The following is a 19,740-nucleotide window of genomic DNA, read 5'->3' as shown; positions in this document are numbered from 1 at the left end:
TGAGTCCGGTGCATCCATGGTGTCTACTCGGAGCTTGCTCGATCTTTCCCTCTTGCTTCAGAGCGTCGTCGACACCACTGCCTAAAGGATGATGGCCTTGATAACCCAGATCAAGATTCGTGGTTACCGCATCTATCGAGACTTCACTCTAAGACCTAACGCTCGACTCAACATCCTCGTCGGTGGTAATGACGCGGGAAAATCAACCCTGATAGAAGCTATCGCCCTAGCACTCAACGGGCGGATCGGCGGACGAGGCGTGCTAGAAGAGTTGAACCCTTACTGGTTCAACACCGACATGGTCGAAGAATTCGTGGCTCTGAGGAAGGCAGGAAAGAAAGTCGCCCTTCCTGAAATTTTGATCGAGCTCTATTTGGATAAGCGAGACGATCTGCAAGGGCTCTGCGGGGCAATCAACACCGATGTTCCGACTAACGCCTGTCCCGGAGTCTCCCTGAGAATCTTCCCAAACGAAGAGTATCGAGACATGCTCGACGAGTGGCTCAAGTCGCCGACTGCGCTGCTGCCCGTCGAATATTACACCTATGAGTGGCGGAGCTTCGCCGACCAGGAGCTTACCAAACGTCCCCGAGCCCTCTCGGTCGCTGTCATTGACTCCCGCACGGTGAGATCCACCAACGGAGTTGACTACCATCTTCGCCAGATCCTCAGTGATCATTTGGAACCAAGCGAGAAGGCGTCTATTTCGCTGAGCTACCGTGAGGTCAAAGCATCCATGACCGAAAGCGCTCTTTCAGACGTCAACACGCGCCTAGCATTGCTTGAAGCCTCTCTTGAGAATGAGCCTATGGCGCTGGCCATGGATCAAAGCTCCAGATCGTCATGGGAAGGCTCCGTGACCCCCCATGTAGATGATGTCCCATTTTCGATGGCGGGGCAGGGTCAGCAAGCAGCAATCAAAATATCGCTTGCGATGAAACGCCACTCAGCGAAGGCAAGCATAGTAATGATTGAGGAACCGGAAAATCACCTCTCTCATACAAGCCTAGCTACGCTGTTGTCTCGCATTGAGGCATTGGCAACAGACCAGCAACAGCTTTTCATCTCAACTCACAGTACCTATGTGCTGAACAGGCTTGGGCTTAATTCGCTGCTTCTTTTGAACCGCAACACGGCCTCCAAAATAACTGAACTGACGCCTGACACCGTTAGATACTTTCAGCGATTACCAGGTTACGACACGCTAAGGATGGTTCTAGCCAAGAAAGTTGTGTTGGTCGAGGGGCCGTCCGACGAGATCATTTTCGAGCGAATTTTTAAGGATAAATATCGGCTTACACCAATGGCGTCTGGCATTGACGTCATCAGCATGCGAGGACTCGCACTGGCTCGATGTTTGGAGCTTGGTGCCGCTATCAACAAACAGGTCGCTGTGATGCGCGACAACGACGGAGTAGAGCCAGTTAAGCTGAGAGAGCCAGTGGAGAAATGGCTCGATGGCACTCGGCGAGAGTTATTTATCGGTGACGTTAGTGACGGTAAGACGCTCGAGCCTCAGCTGATTCATCATAATGGTGAAAAAGGGTTGCGAACGATTCTGGGTATTACTGTTGCAGCCGACCTTGAGACTTGGATGATACGAGAGAAGACCGAGGGGGCTTTGAGAATCGCTGAGTCCACTGATGCACTGATCCCTCCAGCGTATATGGAAGCCGCAGCGAAGTTTATCCATGGCTAACCATCTGACCTTAGCCGTTGCCGGAGGAAGGAAAACTCAGGGGTTGGTGGAACACTGCAAATCTCTGCCAATTGACCGTCGAGTGTTAGTCGTCACCTTCACGCAAACCAACCAGCTGGAGCTCCGCCACCGACTCGCCTCCCAAGCCGGCGACTTGCAAAACTTAGAGGTGATGGGATGGTACACATTCCTACTTCGTCATTTCGCCAAGCCGTTCCTACCATTCATTTTACCTAGCGAAAGGATTGGTGGATTCGACTTTGAAGGAAGGCCCTACTTCAAAGCGGTCGGCAAGGCCAGATATATGAATCGAAAAAACGAGGTCTATGCCTCCGAGTTGGGAAGGCTTGCTTTCGAAGTAATTCAGTCCAGTGGTGGTTTGCTCATGCACCGACTCGAGTGTCTCTATGACGAGATTCTCTTTGATGAGGTGCAGGATCTAAGTGGCTACGACTGGGAAATAGTTCACCAGCTACTTTTGTCCAAAATCGACGTTCGAATGGTGGGTGACGTCCGGCAGTCTGTTTTGTCCACCAACCCTCGCGGTCAAAAGAATAAAAAATATGCCTACGCCGCCGCAATTGAATGGTTCCGAGATCGCGAAACCAAAGGTTTATTGTGCATCAACTACTCGTCGGTCACGCACAGATGCAGAGCCGAAATCGCAACTTTCTCAGACTCAATATTTGATGCCTCGTGGGGATTTCCGGAAACCACCTCTGAGAACACTGTCTGCACGGGACATGATGGTGTTTTCCTCGTCAGCAGGAAACATGTCGACGATTACGTTGCAATGTTTCAACCCCAATCTCTGAGGCACTCCATCAGCTCCGGTAAGGAATACTCACTGGATTTCCTAAATTTTAAGGTGTCGAAAGGTGCGACCTATGAGCGTGTCCTCATCGTGCCTACGGTGAATATAGAAAGCTTCCTAAAAAAAGGAATTCATTTGGAAGCAACCTCTGCGGCATCTTTCTACGTCGCAGTAACGAGGGCCAAGCAAAGTGTGGCAATTATCGTTGACCAGCCCGGTGACTCGACGCTGCCTTATTGGCAACCATAATTTCGGTGGAGAGCCTTAGCTGGCGGTATCAGAGTCCGCTTTGAATGGCCAGCGTGTAGGCTGGCCACCACCATGTCAGTGTCAGACGTCCGGCAGAATGTCGTCGAAGAAATTCGCGTGCAACTCGTACTCTAAAGAGCCGAATCGCGCGATCAGGTCTGCTCTTAACTCATCCTCGGCTGCGGGTTCAAAATTGATCCAGTAATTGTATACGAGGCCCTCATCCGATTCGTTGGCCGTGACCTCCGAATCGGCCAGAAGCTCTGCGTCGTCGAGAGAAATTTCCAGCTCATTCGCCAGGGCCTGGGCCATGGTTTTGCGGTTGCCGCGTTCAGCTTCTTCGACTTGGGCCCAGTGCTCCCATTCAGATCTACGGTCGCGATCAGCATCAGACTCACTGCTGGAGATGACCACGCCTTCGTCAGCAAGTAGCCATATACCATCACGGCGTAGCAATTCGACCGTGGCTTTGAGATAGAAAGCTGCACCGTGATACATCCTCTCCTGATCTTGCTGCCCCTGGTAGGTCAGGGAAACTTCTAAAGTAAGCTTCCCGGTTGCGTCGCTGTAGTCAGCGGTTTCAACTTCAAGAGCACCAATAGTGAATCCACTTGCATTGGTATCCGCAATCGCGCCGGAGAGCTGATCCTCCAGTTCCAGATCCAGGTCGGCGTAGACATCATCCTCATTGATCGCTTGGGGAAAGTCTTTGATCCCAAACAAAGCCACCATCAGACGCGGATCCTTGGGGTTCCGTTGGGCGATTACAGAGAGCTCATGGTAATCAGCGAAGCCTGCTTTCTGCGCCAGGGTTTCTTGAGCGACAGAAAGCTTCATGCCCTGATCACGAGCAAGCTGTTTAGCTTGGGATTTGAAGATGTTTAGCCGGGAAAAATCAGACATGGCAAAGGTTCCTAAATCTACGACGCTTAGGTGTCCGATTGCCTGTTCACCGGGCAGCGTCTGGTTAGGGACATGCCGATGTAAAACTGAAGGGTGTCACAGATGGGCTATTGCTTCGCGAAACAGGCGCCAGGCGACCATCACCGCCTAGCGTGATCATAGGTCGCAGGAAATAGCCCCGCAATACCCCGCTGACGGATAAAACCAAGCCAGAACTAAGGAAGAAATGACGCCACTGGATTGTCACTTTTAAAAGCTGAGGGTGGCTGTTCTATAGGGAACAGGGACATGCGAAAGGAGTGTATTTCAAAATGTTTCAAGGGAGAAACGTCGTATCCCGCGATTTAGAAGGGCTGGGCATACATACAGGGGCGAAATGGATCCAACCACTGATTTGCGCACAAGTTATCCACAGGCTTGTTATCTTGCAATGTCATTTTGACCCCATTATCTTGTAGGTCATCTCTACAACAGCACTACATGTTGTGTTTTTTGGCGAGAGGCTTAGGTTTCAGTGAACACAGCGGGTATGCGTGCAAAGTTTGGACGCCGAGCACACATACCCGCCAATCCCTGAGCCAATGCGGACACTGGTGGGACGCGCATTAGAGAAAAACCGACTTTGGATGTCAACCATTCAGCTCGGCTTTCCGCTCAAGGGTTGCTCCTGCCTACTCGATTTTTTCTAGATACAGGAGCACCTAATCGTGCCGAAAAATCCTAAACTAACATCGTCTCCCGTGGCCAGCTTGGCCTCCAAAATCCTGCGTAGTGATAGCTCCTCGGCCATCCAGAAGGAATTGGCAGGGTCGGCCATGTCTCAAGCTTCGACCGGCAAGCAAACCGGTGCCGATATGGAGACTAAAGCCAGTCATGTCCTCGATAGCAACAAGTACAACGCCACCACCAAGACCCTAGCGGCCTCGGTACTCGCCCAATCGAACAAAGAGCGGGGTGAGTAAAAATGGCTCAGTATTTCGTCAACCGCAACGCACAGACCAACGGTGACCACGAGGTGCATACCAGTACGTGCATCTATTTGCCGGCACTCCATAACCGCCTTGATCTTGGCTATCACACAACCTGTGTGACCGCTGTTCGCCAGGCTCGCAACACCTACCGGCAATCGAACGGATGCCGGACGTGCTCCTCGGTATGTCATACCCAGTAGTTTTTAAAGTCTCATCGGGCGCGGGCAGCTTTGCTGCTGCCCCTCTTTAAAGTTGATTGGACTCCCGGCATTAAGTCGATTGAAGGTCGCTTTTGATGATTCACGATCATGAATACAGCCTATTGGGCGGGGTCAATCGAGCTTTGATTGGCCGGTATCTGACACTACTAGCAAGCGCGATTTCTGGCATTGCGGTTTTTTTGCTGCTATCAGCTGAAGATTTGGCTAAAAAGTATAATGTGCCTGTAAATCTTCCACCGACAGCCCTGTCGCTAATTGGAGCAGGTATCGTCTTTGCCTTGCTATACGCTTTATTCAATAAGACGGTTTGGAAATGGCGTTGGGCAGTCAAATATCTAAAAGTCCCTGACCTGTCGGGAGAGTGGCACTGCACTGGAACGACACTGGACATCGGAGGAAATCCGATTCGCAGCTGGGAAGCAGATGTATATATCTGCCAAACCTGGGACAAGATCAGAGTGCGTTTGAAGACTCACCAGTCGGGCTCAAACAGTATCACTGCGGCTTTGGTTCACGATGAGGCTGACGGATACCGCCTTCTTTATAACTATCAAAATGATCCTAATCCCGGCGAGCCTGAGCTTCGAGGACACGTTGGCAGTGCAAATCTATTATTTACCAGGTTATTAGATAGCGCACAGGGTGACTATTTTAACGGTTATGGTCGGCCCACCTATGGGCGAATAGAGCTGAGGAGAAAGAATGAGCACGTCAATTAATGATCGAATTAACCGTCTACGCTCTAGACGCTCAGGGCTAGATAGATCCTCTGTAATCGCAATGGATGCGAAGGATTTCATCGTAAACCGAAGCCTTACAAAAGAGGCGTGGGAACATAGGGTTAAAGACAAGCCGAATACAACTTTTGCTTTAGGAGCGATGCAGGAGGTAGATCCTACCTACACCCGCATCAGCATCGAAACCGCAGAACGGGTTAGCAACCAGTTGTCGAAGAGGACAAGCGGCAGTCTCGAATTCGAGCTACAGGGATCAGTACCACTGAATGTCCATATTCGAGGGGTCAGTGATGTTGATCTTTTAGCAATAGAAGCTGACTTTCATACCTATGATGCGCGTGGGTACATGAGTACATCGGGTCAGTACCGCTCACCGACCTCACGCACTTCAGTTGGGGTGTTAACCGCTCGCAGGGGCGAAATTAGTAAAGCTCTTCGTGATGCGTTTCCCGCTGCGACGATTGACACTTCTGGCTCTAAGGCCATCAAATTGCAAGGAGGGTCATTAGCACGTCCAGTAGACGTCGTGCCTTCCCACTGGCATGACACTATCACTTACCAAGCCTCTGGTCAGAAACATGACCGCGCTGTCACTATCCTAGATTCGCATAAAAGTACCACGATTGAAAACTGGCCTTTCCTGCACATCAAAAAGGTACGAGAACGATGTGAAACCACAGGTGGTGGACTCCGCAAATCAATAAGGTTATGTAAAAACATAAAGGCAGAGCTCGAGGCAGATGGAAAACCTGTAACGATCTCAAGCTTTGATATTGCCTCAATAATGTACCATGCCAACATGCATAGCCTCTCCGCTGGTGCCTACTACGAATTAGCGATATTGGCCGAGACCCAAAGATATCTGGATTATTTGTGGAACAACAAGGAAGAAGCGAGGAGATTAGTAGTACCTGATGGCTCCCGTTTTATCTTTAATACCGAGGACAAGTTCAATGGCTTGCTGCATCTATCCGTAGCAATGGACGGTCTCCTTCAAGAGGTTGCTAAAGAGCAAAGCTATCTTCTAAGCTTGTCAGAGAAACCACTCTTAGACGCCAGTAGAGTAGCGGTGACCAACGCGGTAATTTTCTAAAGGCATTTAGTGGTTTGTCTTAGAAAACGATTTAAACCTGCTTGAGGAGTTTTTAGCACCGTTTTTGGCGGTGTTAGGCTTTTATACGGGATGTGCTAGCACACGCTGGAATACTATATGTCCCACTTTCGTCGTTCAGAGCTCATGCGATGCCGAAGACGCCTAAATCTTTTAGTCGTTCGGGAGGTTTAATCTAATTATTGACTGAAGTCGAGGCTTGCGCCCTGAGAAAGTGCTTCTTACTTCTGAATGGAAAATGCAGGACTGATTTGAACGACAGTCGTTCCTTGGCCTCGAGTCCGGAGGGAAGCGCGGAAGCTGGGTTAACAATCCGGACGTTCTAATCAGAACAGAGAGATCCCGTTTCCTTGCAGGCGCGAGAAAAGCTCGCCCGCCTGGCCAGTCTTAGGGGGTAGAAGCGTTGAGCGGAATTGAGGAAGCATTCACGCAACCTTGAGACAACGACGGGTGTCCATAGAAACCAAATATCGTATGGACAGTGCCTATTTAGATGCGGGCCAATGAAAACGGGACGTTCAGGTGTCTGTCCATACGGCCATATGGGGGGAAGAGTGCCTCGCCGACGATAGTGGTTTTCAGCGGTTTCGAGGCGTTGGCGGTACGCAACACGCCGAGCACCGCAATCGGGTCGGTCGGGGAAATCAGCGCGCCGAACAACAGGCAGTAAAGGAAGCTCACGTGCCAGCCGAACAGGGCAAAGATGTAATAGGCGAGGCTGCCGATCACCGCTGTGGCAATCAAAACACCAAAGGTCGCCAGCAAGCCGATGGGCCAGCGATAGCTGCGCAAATCATTCAGGTTTACGTGCAAGGCACCAGCGAACAGCAGGAACGAGAGCATCCAGTTCATCAGCAGATCGCCGAAATCGATCTGGCCGATCAGTTGCTGTACGCGTTCTTCCAGGCCGGGATAGCCGAGCACGCTCAAGCCTTGCAGCAGCAGGGAAAACAGCAACGCGGTGACCATCACGCCGATGGTCGGCGGCAGACCGATGAAGCGGAAGTTGACGAAGGTGAGGAGGGTGGTGAGGCAGATGAAAGCGGCGACAAGTTCAAGCATCCGGGGTCCTTTGGATGAGGGGTGGGAAGAAAGCGCACTGATTTTTTGGTGCGGGGGTTTGATGGGCGGAGGGCGGCTGAGGGCACAGTGGAAATCTGAGCTGAGATCAGGAGCCCGCTCATCACAGCCCTCCCCCAAAGGGAGAGGGGAAAAGGGAGCCGATCTTCAGGCTTTTCAAAACTGAGCTCGACTCGCAATTTCAGGTCGGCGTAATTCTCCGGAACGGCGCGGTCAGTCCCCTCTCCCTCTGGGAGAGGGTTAGGGTGAGGGCTTTTCCTGGCACAACACAATCAGCCAGACACATTGACCACAGCAGCCCCGCGACGTTGCAGATAGATAAACCAAAGCGCCGTCAGCACCGTCAGCACACCCACCAGCGCCCCGGTCCACGGCAACTGCGCAAGATCGGCACCGCTCGCCACCACTAACCCGCCAATCCACGCACCGGCCGCGTTGCCGAGGTTGAAGGCGCTTTGGTTCAGGGTCGAGCCGAGGTTCGGCGCTTCATGGGCCTGATCAATAATCAGCAGTTGCAGGATCGGGCACAGCGCGAAAGCAAAAATCCCCCACAACACAAGCGTGATCGCTGCCGGAATCACCGAGTGACTGGTCTGGGTGAATGCCGCGAGAACCAGCACCACCGCCATTGCCACACCCACCAGCGACGGCAGCAAACGACTGTCGGCCAGGCGCCCGCCGAGCATGCTGCCAGCGGTCAGGCCGACGCCGAACAACAGCAGCATCACAGTCACGCCGTGCGGGCTGACGCCGGTGATGTCCTGCAGGATCGGCGCGATGTAAGTGAACACACTGAACAGGCTGGTCGACGCCAGCACACTCATGCCCAGCGCCAACAGCACATTGAGCTTGCCCAGCACTTTGAACTCGCTGGCGAGGTTGGCCTTGTCCATCGGGATGTGTTTGGGTAACCACAACCATTGCGCGAGTGCGGCGACAACACCGATCACCGACACCGCCCAGAAGGTCGAGCGCCAACCGGCGTATTGCCCCAGCGCAGTACCCAGCGGCACACCGAGCACATTGGCCAGGGTCAGACCGGTGAACATCATTGCAATCGCCTGCGCGCGTTTGTTCGGCGCCACCAAACCGGCAGCGACCACCGAGCCGATGCCAAAGAATGCACCGTGGCACAGCGCGGTGACCACGCGAGCGGCCATCAGCGTGGCGTAATTCGGCGCCAGTGCGCAGAGCACGTTGCCGAGGATGAACATCAGCGTCATGCCCAGCAGCGTGGCTTTGCGCGGCATGTTAGCGGTGCCGATGGCGAGGATCGGCGCACCGAACACCACGCCCAGGGCATAACCGGTAATCAGCAGGCCGGCGTGAGGAATGCTCACCGCGAGATCGCGGGCGACGTCGGGCAGCAGGCCCATGATGACGAATTCAGTGGTGCCGATGCCGAACGCGGCAACAGCGAGTGCAAACAAGGCGAGTGGCATGCGCAAGGTCTCTGTCGGTAGTCTTGACGCTGTGATCAGGCATACGCAGGCCAACGACCGGTCTCGAAAGAGAGCGGGGGCAGGCAGAAATTATTGGAATTAGTCTGTGCGCAACTGAGTGCGGCGTGGTCGCTTGCAGTATAAACAGCTGCTGACACATCGAGAATCAATAATCTGACTATTCGAGTGTTCGACTCCCGCCTGTAGGGGGGGCCGAAGGCTGCGATCTTTTGATCTTGTTTCTAAAAACCAAAGTCAAAAGATCGCAGCCTTCGGCAGCTCCTACAGGGGGGCAGTGAAAAATAATAAGGAGTGAAACGTGTTGGCGACAGCTTTGGTGTTGGTAGCGGCGCTGCTGCATGCGGCGTGGAATACCCTGATCAAGTTCAGTGCCGAACGGCTGCTGGTGGTGGCGTGCATGGACACCGTGGCGCTGCTGGTTGTTGCCATCGCGTTGCCCTTCGTGAACGTGCCGCCCATGGACATCTGGCCGTGGATTCTCGCTTCGGCAGCGTTCGAACTGCTCTATCGCTACTTATTGATTCAGGCCTATCGCGTCGGCGATCTCGGGCTGGTCTATCCGTTGATGCGCGGTTTGTCGCCACTGGTGGTGCTGGCACTGACCCTGATCTTTGCCGGTGAAGTGCTCACCACACAGCAAATCTTCGGGATCATGCTGATTCCGTTCGGCATGGCGTGTCTGCTGTGGCAGGGCGGCGGCGGCAAACATTTACCGTGGTCGATGTTGCCGGTGGTCGCGCTGATCGGGCTGTGCATCGGCTGCTACACCTACATCGACGGTCAGGCGCTGCGGCGCTGGTCGCATCCGCTGGATTACCTGGTCTGGGTCACGTTGCTCAGCGCCTGGCCGTTTCCGATGCTGGCGTGGGTCGCCAGACGTCCGGCGTTCTTGCAGTTCTGGCGTGAGCAGTGGAGGCTGGGGCTGACGGTCGGGTTCTGCGTGTTGTTCAGCTACGCTCTGGTGCTGTGGGCGATGCAGTTGGGCTCGATTGCCGAAGCAGCGGCGTTGCGCGAGATCAGCGTGATTCTGGTGGTGCTGTTCGGTATGCGTTACCTCAAAGAACCTTTCGGCAGGTCGCGGCTCTTAGCATGTGGGCTGGTGCTGATCGGCATACTGGTGATGAAGTTCTGACGGCTCGCGAACTCTATAACTCGAAAAAAGGATGGCGTTATGACGGTGGCTCTTTGGTGTGTGTTGATCGCAATCTTTTTGCCGTACGTGTGCACGATTGTCGCCAAGATCTCGGGCGGTTTCCGGCTCAGTGACAATCATGACCCGCGAGACTTTCTCGACAGCGTTAATGGTGTGGCCCGGCGGGCGCATGCGGCGCAACTGAACAGCTTTGAAGTGATGCCAGCGTTCGCCGTGGCGGTGATCGTTGCGCATCTGGTGGGGACGGCGCAGTTGGTCACCGTGAATGTGCTGGCGGTGCTGTTTATCACCAGTCGCCTGTTGTACATCATCTGCTATCTGGCGGATTGGGCGATTCTGCGGTCGCTGGTGTGGTTTGTGGGGATGGGATTGATTGCTTCGTTCTTCTTTGTGTCGGTTTAGGTAGAGCAAGGTCAAAAGATCGCAGCCTGCGGCAGCTCCTACAGAGGTCACAGACCTACCCTGTAGACGTTGTCGCAGGCTGCGATCTTTTGCTTTTAGGGTTTGTCGGCCACCTGCGGCACTTGCGGTAGCGGGGCACCTTTGGGCCAGAGCATCCAGATCTGCCCTTGTTGTTTCATGTCGCCGGCCAATTGCCCGGCGGCCTCGCCGGTGCCCCAGAACAGATCTGCGCGAACCTCACCGGCAATCGCACCGCCGGTGTCCTGCGCCGCCACCGGGCGAACCAGCGCCGTGCCATCCGGGCGCGTAGTCGACAACCACAACAGGCTACCCAAAGGAATCACCTTGCGATCCACCGCCGCGCTGTAGCCGGCCGTCAGTGGCACGTTCAGCGAACCGCGCGGGCCTTCGTTGCTGTCCGGGTTGCGCGTGAAAAACACATAGCTCGGGTTGCTGCCCAGCAGTTCCGGGATGCGCGACGGATTGGCCTTGGCCCAGTTGCTGATCGCGCCCATCGTTACGTCTTCTTTCTTCAGTTCGCCTTGCTCGACCAGCCAACGGCCTATCGGTCGATACGGGTGGCCGTTCTGGTCGGCGTAGGCAATGCGTAGCTGCTTGCCGTCCTGGGTCTGAATCCGCCCGGACCCCTGGATTTGCAAAAATTGCAGGTTCATCGGATCGGTGAGGTAGGCAACCACTGGCGCGTTCACGCCTTTGCTTTCGATCGTCGCCGCGTCGTCGTAGGGCTTGAGCACCCGACCTTCAAGTCGACCGCGAAGGCGTTTGCCTTTGAGTTCGGGGTAAATGCTGTCGAGCGAGACGATGATCATGTCCTCGGGCACGCCATACACTGGAACGTTCGCCGTTTCGGTCGGCGTCAGGCTGCCGGGGTACACCGGTTCGTAGTAGCCGGTAATCAAACCGTTGGGGTTGTCGTTTTCAGCACGCAGGCCGTAAACATCGAGGTTGTGTTTGAGGAAAGCACGAATCTCGCTGGCGCTCTGCGGCACGTTCGCCGCAGCGGCGCAGGTCGTGCCCCAGACCGCATCATTTTTGAGGCGGGTGCAGGCGCTGCGCCACGAGCCGAAACCGGCGACCAGATCGCTATCTGACACTGCAGGCAGTGCTTCCCACGTCGCGCTGGAGTAAGTGGCCAGCGCATGGGTTTTCGGCTTGTCGCTGTCGCCACCGGTACAACCGGCGAGAATCGCCAGTAGTGGGAGGGTTGCGATAAGCGGATGACGCCAGGCCTTGAAACGGCTGTTCATGGAGTGATTCCTGTGCCGGTTGCCGGAGTGCTCCATGCGCTCCGGCAACCCGTATTTTTAATAGGGCTATTGGTGTTTGTCGGTGACGCGGGGATACTGGCCGCCGATTTTCGTGACCTGAAGCCACCATGACTCTTAAAAGAATTGCTGTTGTATTGCTGGCCTGTCTGACCCTGTCCGCCTGTGGCGGTGTCGATCCGAATTCTCCGCTGGGCCAACGCAAGACGATCTTCAAACAGATGCTCAAGACCGGCGAAGACCTGGGCGGCATGTTGCGTGGACGCATTCCGTTCGACGGGCCGAAGTTTGCCGAAGGTGCGGTGAAGCTCGATACGTTGTCCCACGAACCGTGGAAACATTTCCCGCAAGTGCGTGAAGAAGACCACACCAGCGCCAAAGACGATGTCTGGCAAAAACAGGCGCGTTTCCAGGAAATGGCCCGCAACCTTGAAGCGGCCACCGGTGAATTGGTCATCGCCAGCAAGGTCCAGCCGTATAAGGCCAGCAACCTGGGGCCTGCAGTGCAGAAAGTTGAAGATGCCTGCAGCGCTTGCCATAAAGAGTTTCGCGATCATTGATATCTGTTGGCTGATCTGACGTCATCGCGGGCAAGCCCGCTCCCACAAATTTCTCTGCTGTACATAAAGTCCAGGTTCACTGGAGATTCCTGTGGGAGCGGGCTTGCCCGCGATGGCGGCCTCTGACGCACTACAATTTACTTGTCGATCTGGTCCAGCGCGTCCTGCAGCTCTTTACGCGATTCGGCGAGCTTGTTCTTGCGCTTGTCGATCTTCTCCGGATCGCCTTTCTTCATGGCCTTGTCGAGGTCGGCCTGGCGCTGGCTGACTTCATGCTTGGCCTCGAGGACCTTGTTCTCGCGCTCCTTTTTCAGGCCGGCGTCAGTGCAATGTTCAGTGACTTCACGCAGAGCGGTTTCCAGACCTGCCTGCTGATCGGCGTTGCCGCGGGCTTTGGCCTGCTCGATCTGGTTCACGATGCCCTGCTTCTTGGCCGCGCAGCCGGTCAGGCCGGGAGCGTCTTCGGCAGCCATCACGGGAGCGGCCATGACGCCGCAAAGGGTGAGCAGGGCGAGTGGTGCGAAAAATTTCATAAAAGCTCCATGTGCAAAGGCAATCGGGTCGGGAGGCGCTGCGCTGTTGGAGCGCCTCGGCGACCGTTGGGTTCCCGGTGAGCCGGGATTGCATGTTCAGAAACCGTCGATTCCGGCGGCGCGTAAAATTTCACTCAAGGCTAGCACCTGCGGGTCACGGAAGAATGCGCTCAATTGCGCTGCGCGACCGGGGCCGATGCCGGCTTCTTCCTGCCATTGTTCGGTATCACGTTGTGCCAGTGCCTGCCACGAATCGGCGAGTTTTGCCCCGCCCGTTGGCGGCATACCCAGGGCCTTGAGCCATTGTGCGAACGGCCGTTGGCGGGCGCTGCGAAAGCTGTGCATCAGGCGCGCGCTGCTGCGTTCGCCGAAGCCGGCAATGTTAGCAAGCTCTGGCTCGTCGAGGGTCAACCAATCCAGCAGGTGCTTCAGGCGGCCTGTTTCGAGAAGTTTCTCCCAAGTACCGCGCCCGACATTCTGCATGGCCAGTCCTTGTTTGCCGCTGAGCCAGGTCATGCGCGAGAGAAACTGGCTTTCGCAGCCGGGTGTGGGCTGCCAGCAACTCAAGGCATGAAAATCCTTGGCGTTCGGGACATTGATTGCTGCGCGCTCACTGGTGCGCAATACAGCGCTGTCGAGACGCGGAATCGTCAGGCCAGCCAGACTGATTGCCACCTGATCGCCGGGGCGGATATCCAGCGCCTGCCAGCGCTTGAGTGAACTGGCGCTGACCCGTTTGATCTCCCGGTCATCGAGCATGACGGGTATCAGTTCGAGTACCGGCGTGATGCGACCCGTGCGACCGACTTTGAAATTCACCTTGCGTACTTCGGCCAATGCCTGGGCAAACGGATATTTCCAGGCAATAGCCCAGTAAGGTGCGCGGGCCTGCCAGCGTTCGGCGGGAGGGCGCTGACTCTGGCGCAGAACGATGCCATCAGTGGCAAATGGCAGGGGTGAGCGATACCAGTGCTCGCGCCACTTTTGCGCCTCTGCAAATTGCTGGACGGGATAGCTGTAGGGCACCGTCGTGGCGAAGCCCAGCGCCGCCAGTGTCGATAGCTGCTCAGGCAAATCCGCAGGCCCTTGTGGCCAGTCCCAGATGAATAATCCGATGCCGGCACCTTGTTCCGTACTCAGGGATTTTCTGCCCATCAAGCCTGCAACGATAGCGCGTGCGTTGACGCTGCCGGCGCGTGCTTGAACATGCTTGTTCAAGCGCCAATAGAGTTCGCCTTGCACCAACACATCCTGCGGTTGCTTCAGGCGTTGAGGGATGGCGTCGATGTTGCGCGCCGATGCTGTCCAGTCATGCCCGATGACGCCGTCGCCGCGACTGATCGCTTGCTGCAAAACGCCTGCGCGATAGATGAGTGTCACGGCAACGCCATCGACTTTGGGTTGTACCCAAACGTCCTTGCGGTCTCTCAGCCATGCCTCCACGGCCTCGGATTTATGAAGCTTGTCCAGGCCAGTGTGGGCAATGGGGTGCGCAATGGCGCCCGAAGCTGTGCGCAGAGGCCCGGGCGCTGCCGACAATTTGAAACACTGTCGCCATTCGTTTAGCCGCAGGCGCGATTGATCGTAGAGTTCGTCAGCTATCAATGAACGGCCTTCGCGATGGTAGGCGTCGTCCCATTGGTCGATCTGTTTTTGCAGGGTGGTGATTTCGTTATGGGCCTGGGCGAGGGCCCAGTTCGGACATTGAGACGCGTAGCCAGTCAGGTATATGAGGTTCAGCAAAACAAACAAAAACAAACGCATCGTGAGCGTCCTTGCTCATGGGGGTTCTTGAAGACTAGTCAGGATTTTCAGCGAGGTCGGTCGGGTGTTTTGCGGGGTGTTGCGCAGCGCTGAAGATCAAAAGATCGCAGCCTTCGGCAGCTCCTACACGAGGTATGTATTTCACCTGTAGGAGCTGCCGAAGGCTGCGATCTTTTGATCTTGAAACCATAAAAAAGCCCCGCACGGCGCGAACCGTGCGGGGCTTTTCATGCAGCCAGGGAATTACAGGCCGGCAGCAGAGCGCAGAGCGTCGGCGCGGTCGGTTTTTTCCCAAGTGAAGGTGGTGAAGGTGTCTTCGCCAACAGTCTTGGTTTCTGGCGTGCGACCGAAGTGGCCGTAGGCTGCAGTTTCCTGGTACATCGGGTGCAGCAGGTCGAGCATGGTGGTGATCGCGTATGGACGCAGGTCGAACACGTCACGCACCAGTTTGACGATTTTGTCGTCGCTGATCTTGCCGGTGCCGAAGGTGTTCAGCGAGATCGAGGTAGGCTGGGCCACACCGATCGCGTAGGAAACCTGAATCTCGCAACGCTCGGCCAGGCCGGCAGCGACGATGTTCTTGGCAACATAACGGCCAGCGTAAGCAGCCGAACGGTCAACCTTCGATGGATCCTTGCCGGAGAACGCGCCGCCGCCGTGACGGGCCATGCCGCCGTAGCTGTCGACGATGATCTTGCGACCGGTCAGGCCGCAGTCGCCAACCGGGCCGCCGATGATGAACTGGCCGGTCGGGTTGATGTGGAACTGGGTGTCTTTGGTCAGCAATTCGGCAGGCAGCACGTGCTTGACGATCAGCTCCATCACGCCTTCGCGCAGGTCTTTGTACGACACGTCAGGGTTGTGCTGGGTCGACAGAACTACAGCGTCGATACCGACAACCTTGCCGCCTTCGTAACGGCAGGTCACTTGCGACTTGGCGTCCGGGCGCAGCCAAGGCAGCAGACCCGATTTACGGGCTTCGGCCTGGCGCTGTACGAGTTGGTGCGAGAAGGTGATCGGGGCTGGCATCAAAACGTCGGTTTCGTTGCTGGCGTAGCCGAACATCAGGCCCTGGTCGCCGGCACCCTGATCTTCAGGCTTGGCACGGTCAACACCCTGGTTGATGTCTGGGGACTGCTTGCCGATGATGTTCATCACACCGCAAGTGGCGCCGTCGAAGCCGACATCGGAGCTGTTGTAGCCGATGTCCAGAATGACGCTACGCACGATTTCTTCCAGATCGACCCAGGCCGACGTGGTCACTTCACCGGCGATGATTGCAACGCCGGTCTTTACCAGAGTCTCGCACGCCACACGGGCGAACTTGTCTTCAGCAATAATGGCGTCCAGCACCGCATCGGAAATCTGGTCGGCGATTTTGTCCGGGTGCCCTTCGGACACGGACTCGGAGGTGAAGAGGGAGTATTCGCTCATCTCGATTTTTTCCTGAATTTACCGATGGTGAGTGTCGCCAGCCGGTCGCTGAAAGTGGCGGACCTGGATCTGGAAACCATTACGTAAGCCTACATACAGGCTTTCCCCGGGAACGAGTCCCGCAGCGGTGGCCCAACGGGCCAAATCGTCCTGTTCAAACCCCAACCACAGATCACCGCAGGCCTCCCTGGCCCAACTCTGGTTGTGGCTACATAACTCTGTCACGAGCAGGCTACCGCCCGGTTGCAGCAAGTCGGCCATGTGCTTGAGCGCTTCGGCCGGCGCGGCGAAATGGTGCAACACCATATTCAACACAACGCAATCGGCCTGAAGGCTGGTGCCGTTCAATGCATCGGCCAATTGCAGGCTGACGTTAGCCAGTTGTTCACGAACGCATACCTGACGCGCCAGTTCGAGCATCGCCGGGCTGTTGTCCAGCGCGGTTACGGTGCTGAAACGACGCGCCAGTTCCGGCAGGAAAGCACCATCGCCGGGGCCGACTTCAATGGCCGTGGCAGCACCATCGAAATTCAGTTTGTCGAGCAGCGCCAGCACGCTTTCACGGTATTGCGGCAGGCCTGCGATCAAGTCTTGCTGGGCGCGAAATTTCTCAGCTACCCGGGCGAAAAAGTCCTGGCTGGCGGCTGCCCGTTGCCCGTGAACCTGAGTGATTCGCGCTTGAACGTCGTCAGGCAGCATCAGGTTGTCGACTTCTTCTAACAATGCGGCGTGCAACTTGCCACCCAGCAATTCGGTGTGGGGCAGGGCGCGGCGATAGAAAATCGCGTTGCCTTCGCGGCGGGTCGCCACCAGATCGGCTTGCGCCAACACTTTAAGGTGATGACTCATGCCGGACTGACCGATGCCGAAAATCTGTGCCAGTTCCAGCACACCGAACGAGTCGTTGGCCAGCGCGCGCAATACATTCAGGCGCAGCGGATCGCCGCCGGCCTTGCACAGGGCCGCCAGCTCGTCGCAATCGTCATGTCGAATGGAAGGCACGCGTAAGTTCATGGGGCAGCAGTCTAGAGACGGGGGTAAATCACCGCAAGGCCAATATCAAAAAGTTTTGATATTGCTCGATAGATGGCACTTCTCACGGAATGGTTAACTCTACAAACGAACAGCGGAAAGGTTTCACCTGCTCAATCCGCCGCTATCCATTGGAAAAACGTTGCCGGATGACTATCTGTCATTGCCCCGAGGCGCTCCGGTGAGGGAAAATGCCCTCCTTTTTTCCGTTTCAATCTATTCACACCCAGGAGATCAGCGATGCCTAGCCGTCGTGAGCGTGCCAACGCCATTCGTGCCCTCAGCATGGATGCCGTGCAAAAAGCCAACAGCGGCCATCCCGGTGCACCTATGGGTATGGCAGATATCGCCGAAGTGCTTTGGCGCGACTACCTCAAGCACAACCCGAGCAATCCATCGTTCGCCGACCGTGACCGCTTCGTGCTGTCCAACGGCCATGGCTCGATGTTGATCTATTCGCTGCTGCACCTGACCGGTTACGACCTGTCGATCGAAGACCTCAAACAGTTCCGTCAACTGCACAGCCGCACCCCGGGTCACCCGGAATTCGGTTACACCCCAGGCGTCGAGACCACCACGGGCCCGTTGGGTCAGGGTCTGGCCAACGCTGTGGGCTTCGCCCTGGCAGAAAAAGTCCTGGCGGCGCAGTTCAACCGTCCGAGCCACAACATCGTTGACCACCACACCTATGTGTTCCTGGGTGATGGCTGCATGATGGAAGGCATTTCCCACGAAGTCGCTTCCCTGGCCGGTACTTTGGGTCTGGGCAAGCTGATCGCCTTCTACGATGACAACGGCATCTCCATCGACGGCGAAGTCGAAGGCTGGTTCACCGATGACACGCCGAAGCGTTTCGAAGCCTACAACTGGCAGGTGATCCGCAACGTTGACGGTCACGACCCGGAAGAGATCAAGACCGCCATCGAAACCGCTCGCAAGAGCGCGCAGCCGACGCTGATCTGCTGCAAGACCACCATCGGTTTCGGTTCGCCGAACAAGCAAGGCAAAGAAGATTGCCACGGCGCCCCACTGGGTGACGCGGAAATTGCTCTGACCCGTCAGGCGCTGAACTGGAACCACGGCCCGTTCGAAATCCCGGCCGACATCTATGCCGAGTGGGATGCCAAAGAATCCGGCCGCGCTGTAGAAGCCGAGTGGGATCAGCGTTTCGCTGCCTACTCCGCCGCGTTCCCGACCGAAGCCAACGAACTGATCCGTCGTCTGAGCGGTGAACTGCCAGCCGACTTCTCCGAAAAAGCCTCGGCCTACATCGCTGAAGTCGCTGCCAAAGGCGAAACCATCGCCAGCCGTAAAGCCAGCCAGAACACCCTGAACGCGTTCGGCCCGCTGCTGCCGGAACTGCTCGGTGGTTCGGCTGACCTGGCCGGTTCCAACCTGACCCTGTGGAAAGGTTGCAAAGGTGTCAGCGCTGAAGATGCCAGCGGCAACTACATGTATTACGGCGTGCGCGAATTCGGCATGACCGCGATCATGAACGGCGTCACCCTGCACGGCGGCCTGGTGCCTTACGGCGCGACCTTCCTGATGTTCATGGAATACGCTCGCAACGCTGTGCGCATGTCGGCGCTGATGAAGAAGCAAGTGATCCACGTCTACACCCACGACTCCATCGGTCTGGGCGAAGACGGCCCGACGCACCAGCCGATCGAGCAACTGACCAGCCTGCGCACTACACCGAACCTCGACACCTGGCGTCCAGCCGATGCCGTTGAATCGGCGGTGGCCTGGAAAAACGCTCTGGAGCGCAAGGACGGTCCATCGGCGCTGATCTTCTCGCGTCAGAACCTGCAGCACCAAACCCGTGATGCTGGCCAGATTGCCGACATCAGCCGCGGTGGCTACGTGCTGAAGGACTGCGCAGGCGAGCCTGAGCTGATCCTGATTGCAACCGGTTCGGAAGTCGGCCTGGCTGTTCAAGCCTTCGACAAACTGACCGAGCAGGGCCGCAAGGTGCGCGTGGTTTCGATGCCTTGCACCAGCGTGTTCGATGCTCAGGATGCTGGCTACAAGCAAGCCGTCCTGCCGTTGCAGGTCAGCGCGCGTATCGCGATCGAAGCGGCTCACGCCGACTTCTGGTTCAAGTACGTGGGTCTGGAAGGTCGCGTGATCGGCATGACCACTTACGGTGAATCGGCGCCTGCGCCAGCACTGTTCGAGGAATTCGGTTTCACCCTGGAAAACATCCTGGGTCAGGCTGAAGAGCTGCTGGAAGACTAAGCAGTACGAATGCGGTGGCCCCGGCCACCGCGTTCCCCTGTAGGAGCTGCCGGAGGCTGCGATCTTTTGATCTTGATCTAAAAACAGGAT

16 protein-coding genes and 1 pseudogene are annotated in these 19,740 nt (G+C 56.2%); 9 read left to right on the top strand and 8 right to left on the bottom strand.

Annotated elements, in window-relative coordinates:
* The first annotated feature begins 91 nt into the window (after positions 1-91).
* Both ICA16_RS10305 and ICA16_RS10300 read left to right on the top strand, forming a co-directional pair.
* Positions 92-1,699: an ATP-dependent nuclease gene (locus ICA16_RS10305; protein WP_228734159.1), complete on the top strand. Its 1,608-nt coding sequence runs from the start codon at positions 92-94 to the stop codon at positions 1,697-1,699.
* Complete coding sequence (locus ICA16_RS10300; RefSeq protein WP_210700534.1) at positions 1,692-2,762, top strand: UvrD-helicase domain-containing protein; 1,071 nt, start codon at positions 1,692-1,694, stop codon at positions 2,760-2,762. Before ICA16_RS10305 ends, ICA16_RS10300 begins: the two co-directional genes overlap by 8 nt.
* An 81-nt stretch (positions 2,763-2,843) precedes the next feature.
* Here ICA16_RS10300 and ICA16_RS10295 read toward each other — a convergent pair whose 3' ends face one another.
* On the bottom strand, positions 2,844-3,665 hold the full coding sequence (locus ICA16_RS10295; RefSeq protein WP_210700533.1) for a hypothetical protein: 822 nt from the start codon (positions 3,663-3,665) through the stop codon (positions 2,844-2,846).
* An 815-nt stretch (positions 3,666-4,480) separates the two neighbouring features.
* On the opposite strand from ICA16_RS10295, the gene ICA16_RS28590 reads away from it, so the two are divergent.
* The 3 genes from ICA16_RS28590 to ICA16_RS10280 all read left to right on the top strand — a co-directional run bounded on the left by ICA16_RS28590 (position 4,481) and on the right by ICA16_RS10280 (position 6,687).
* Positions 4,481-4,627 carry a hypothetical protein gene (locus ICA16_RS28590; RefSeq protein WP_479687563.1) on the top strand — a complete coding sequence of 49 codons (147 nt, stop codon included), beginning with the start codon at positions 4,481-4,483 and terminating at the stop codon, positions 4,625-4,627.
* 304 nt (positions 4,628-4,931) lie between these two features.
* On the top strand, positions 4,932-5,576 hold the full coding sequence (locus ICA16_RS10285) for a Cap15 family cyclic dinucleotide receptor domain-containing protein (RefSeq protein ID WP_210700531.1): 645 nt from the start codon (positions 4,932-4,934) through the stop codon (positions 5,574-5,576).
* Positions 5,560-6,687, top strand: coding sequence for a nucleotidyltransferase-like protein (locus tag ICA16_RS10280; RefSeq protein ID WP_210700530.1), 1,128 nt, complete (start codon positions 5,560-5,562; stop codon positions 6,685-6,687). Before ICA16_RS10285 ends, ICA16_RS10280 begins: the two co-directional genes overlap by 17 nt.
* 567 nt (positions 6,688-7,254) lie before the next feature.
* Here ICA16_RS10280 and ICA16_RS10275 read toward each other — a convergent pair.
* Positions 7,255-7,767 (bottom strand): annotated as a pseudogene (locus tag ICA16_RS10275) (cation:proton antiporter domain-containing protein); the annotation flags it as partial.
* 290 nt (positions 7,768-8,057) lie between these two features.
* Positions 8,058-9,227, bottom strand: a complete 1,170-nt coding sequence (locus tag ICA16_RS10270) for an MFS transporter (RefSeq protein WP_150601939.1) — start codon at positions 9,225-9,227, stop codon at positions 8,058-8,060.
* Between the two features lie 319 nt (positions 9,228-9,546).
* Between ICA16_RS10270 and ICA16_RS10265 the strand changes: the two genes are divergently transcribed.
* A complete protein-coding gene (locus ICA16_RS10265) occupies positions 9,547-10,380 on the top strand; it encodes an EamA family transporter (protein ID WP_210700528.1) in 834 nt (277 codons plus the stop codon).
* Positions 10,381-10,419: 39 nt separating this feature from the next.
* Complete coding sequence (locus ICA16_RS10260; RefSeq protein WP_150601937.1) at positions 10,420-10,803, top strand: MAPEG family protein; 384 nt, start codon at positions 10,420-10,422, stop codon at positions 10,801-10,803.
* Between the two features lie 95 nt (positions 10,804-10,898).
* Here the strand turns inward: ICA16_RS10260 and mltA are convergent, their stop codons facing one another.
* Entirely contained in the window at positions 10,899-12,071 is a 1,173-nt protein-coding gene (gene mltA / locus ICA16_RS10255) for a murein transglycosylase A (RefSeq protein ID WP_210700527.1), read from the bottom strand.
* A 128-nt stretch (positions 12,072-12,199) separates the two neighbouring features.
* Between mltA and ICA16_RS10250 the strand changes: the two genes are divergently transcribed.
* Positions 12,200-12,649 carry a c-type cytochrome gene (locus tag ICA16_RS10250; RefSeq protein WP_210553489.1) on the top strand — a complete coding sequence of 150 codons (450 nt, stop codon included), beginning with the start codon at positions 12,200-12,202 and terminating at the stop codon, positions 12,647-12,649.
* Between the two features lie 137 nt (positions 12,650-12,786).
* Here the strand turns inward: ICA16_RS10250 and ICA16_RS10245 are convergent, their stop codons facing one another.
* The 4 genes from ICA16_RS10245 to ICA16_RS10230 form a co-directional block, all read right to left on the bottom strand.
* Positions 12,787-13,182 (bottom strand): DUF1090 domain-containing protein, encoded by a 396-nt coding sequence (locus tag ICA16_RS10245; RefSeq protein ID WP_042561498.1) that lies wholly within the window; start codon positions 13,180-13,182, stop codon positions 12,787-12,789.
* A 96-nt stretch (positions 13,183-13,278) separates the two neighbouring features.
* Positions 13,279-14,946 carry an NAD-dependent DNA ligase LigB gene (gene ligB / locus ICA16_RS10240; protein ID WP_210700526.1) on the bottom strand — a complete coding sequence of 556 codons (1,668 nt, stop codon included), beginning with the start codon at positions 14,944-14,946 and terminating at the stop codon, positions 13,279-13,281.
* A 243-nt stretch (positions 14,947-15,189) separates the two neighbouring features.
* On the bottom strand, positions 15,190-16,380 hold the full coding sequence (gene metK, locus ICA16_RS10235; protein WP_150601932.1) for a methionine adenosyltransferase: 1,191 nt from the start codon (positions 16,378-16,380) through the stop codon (positions 15,190-15,192).
* A gap of 18 nt (positions 16,381-16,398) precedes the next feature.
* Complete coding sequence (locus ICA16_RS10230; RefSeq protein ID WP_210700525.1) at positions 16,399-17,394, bottom strand: ArsR/SmtB family transcription factor; 996 nt, start codon at positions 17,392-17,394, stop codon at positions 16,399-16,401.
* Between the two features lie 258 nt (positions 17,395-17,652).
* Here ICA16_RS10230 and tkt point away from each other — a divergent pair, with 258 nt between their 5' ends.
* Positions 17,653-19,650 carry a transketolase gene (gene tkt / locus ICA16_RS10225; protein WP_042561494.1) on the top strand — a complete coding sequence of 666 codons (1,998 nt, stop codon included), beginning with the start codon at positions 17,653-17,655 and terminating at the stop codon, positions 19,648-19,650.
* Positions 19,651-19,740: the final 90 nt, after the last annotated feature.

The sequence above is a fragment of the Pseudomonas anatoliensis genome, assembly GCF_017976235.1.
Classification (GTDB): domain Bacteria; phylum Pseudomonadota; class Gammaproteobacteria; order Pseudomonadales; family Pseudomonadaceae; genus Aquipseudomonas; species Aquipseudomonas anatoliensis.
This window is presented reverse-complemented; position numbering and strand designations above follow the sequence as displayed.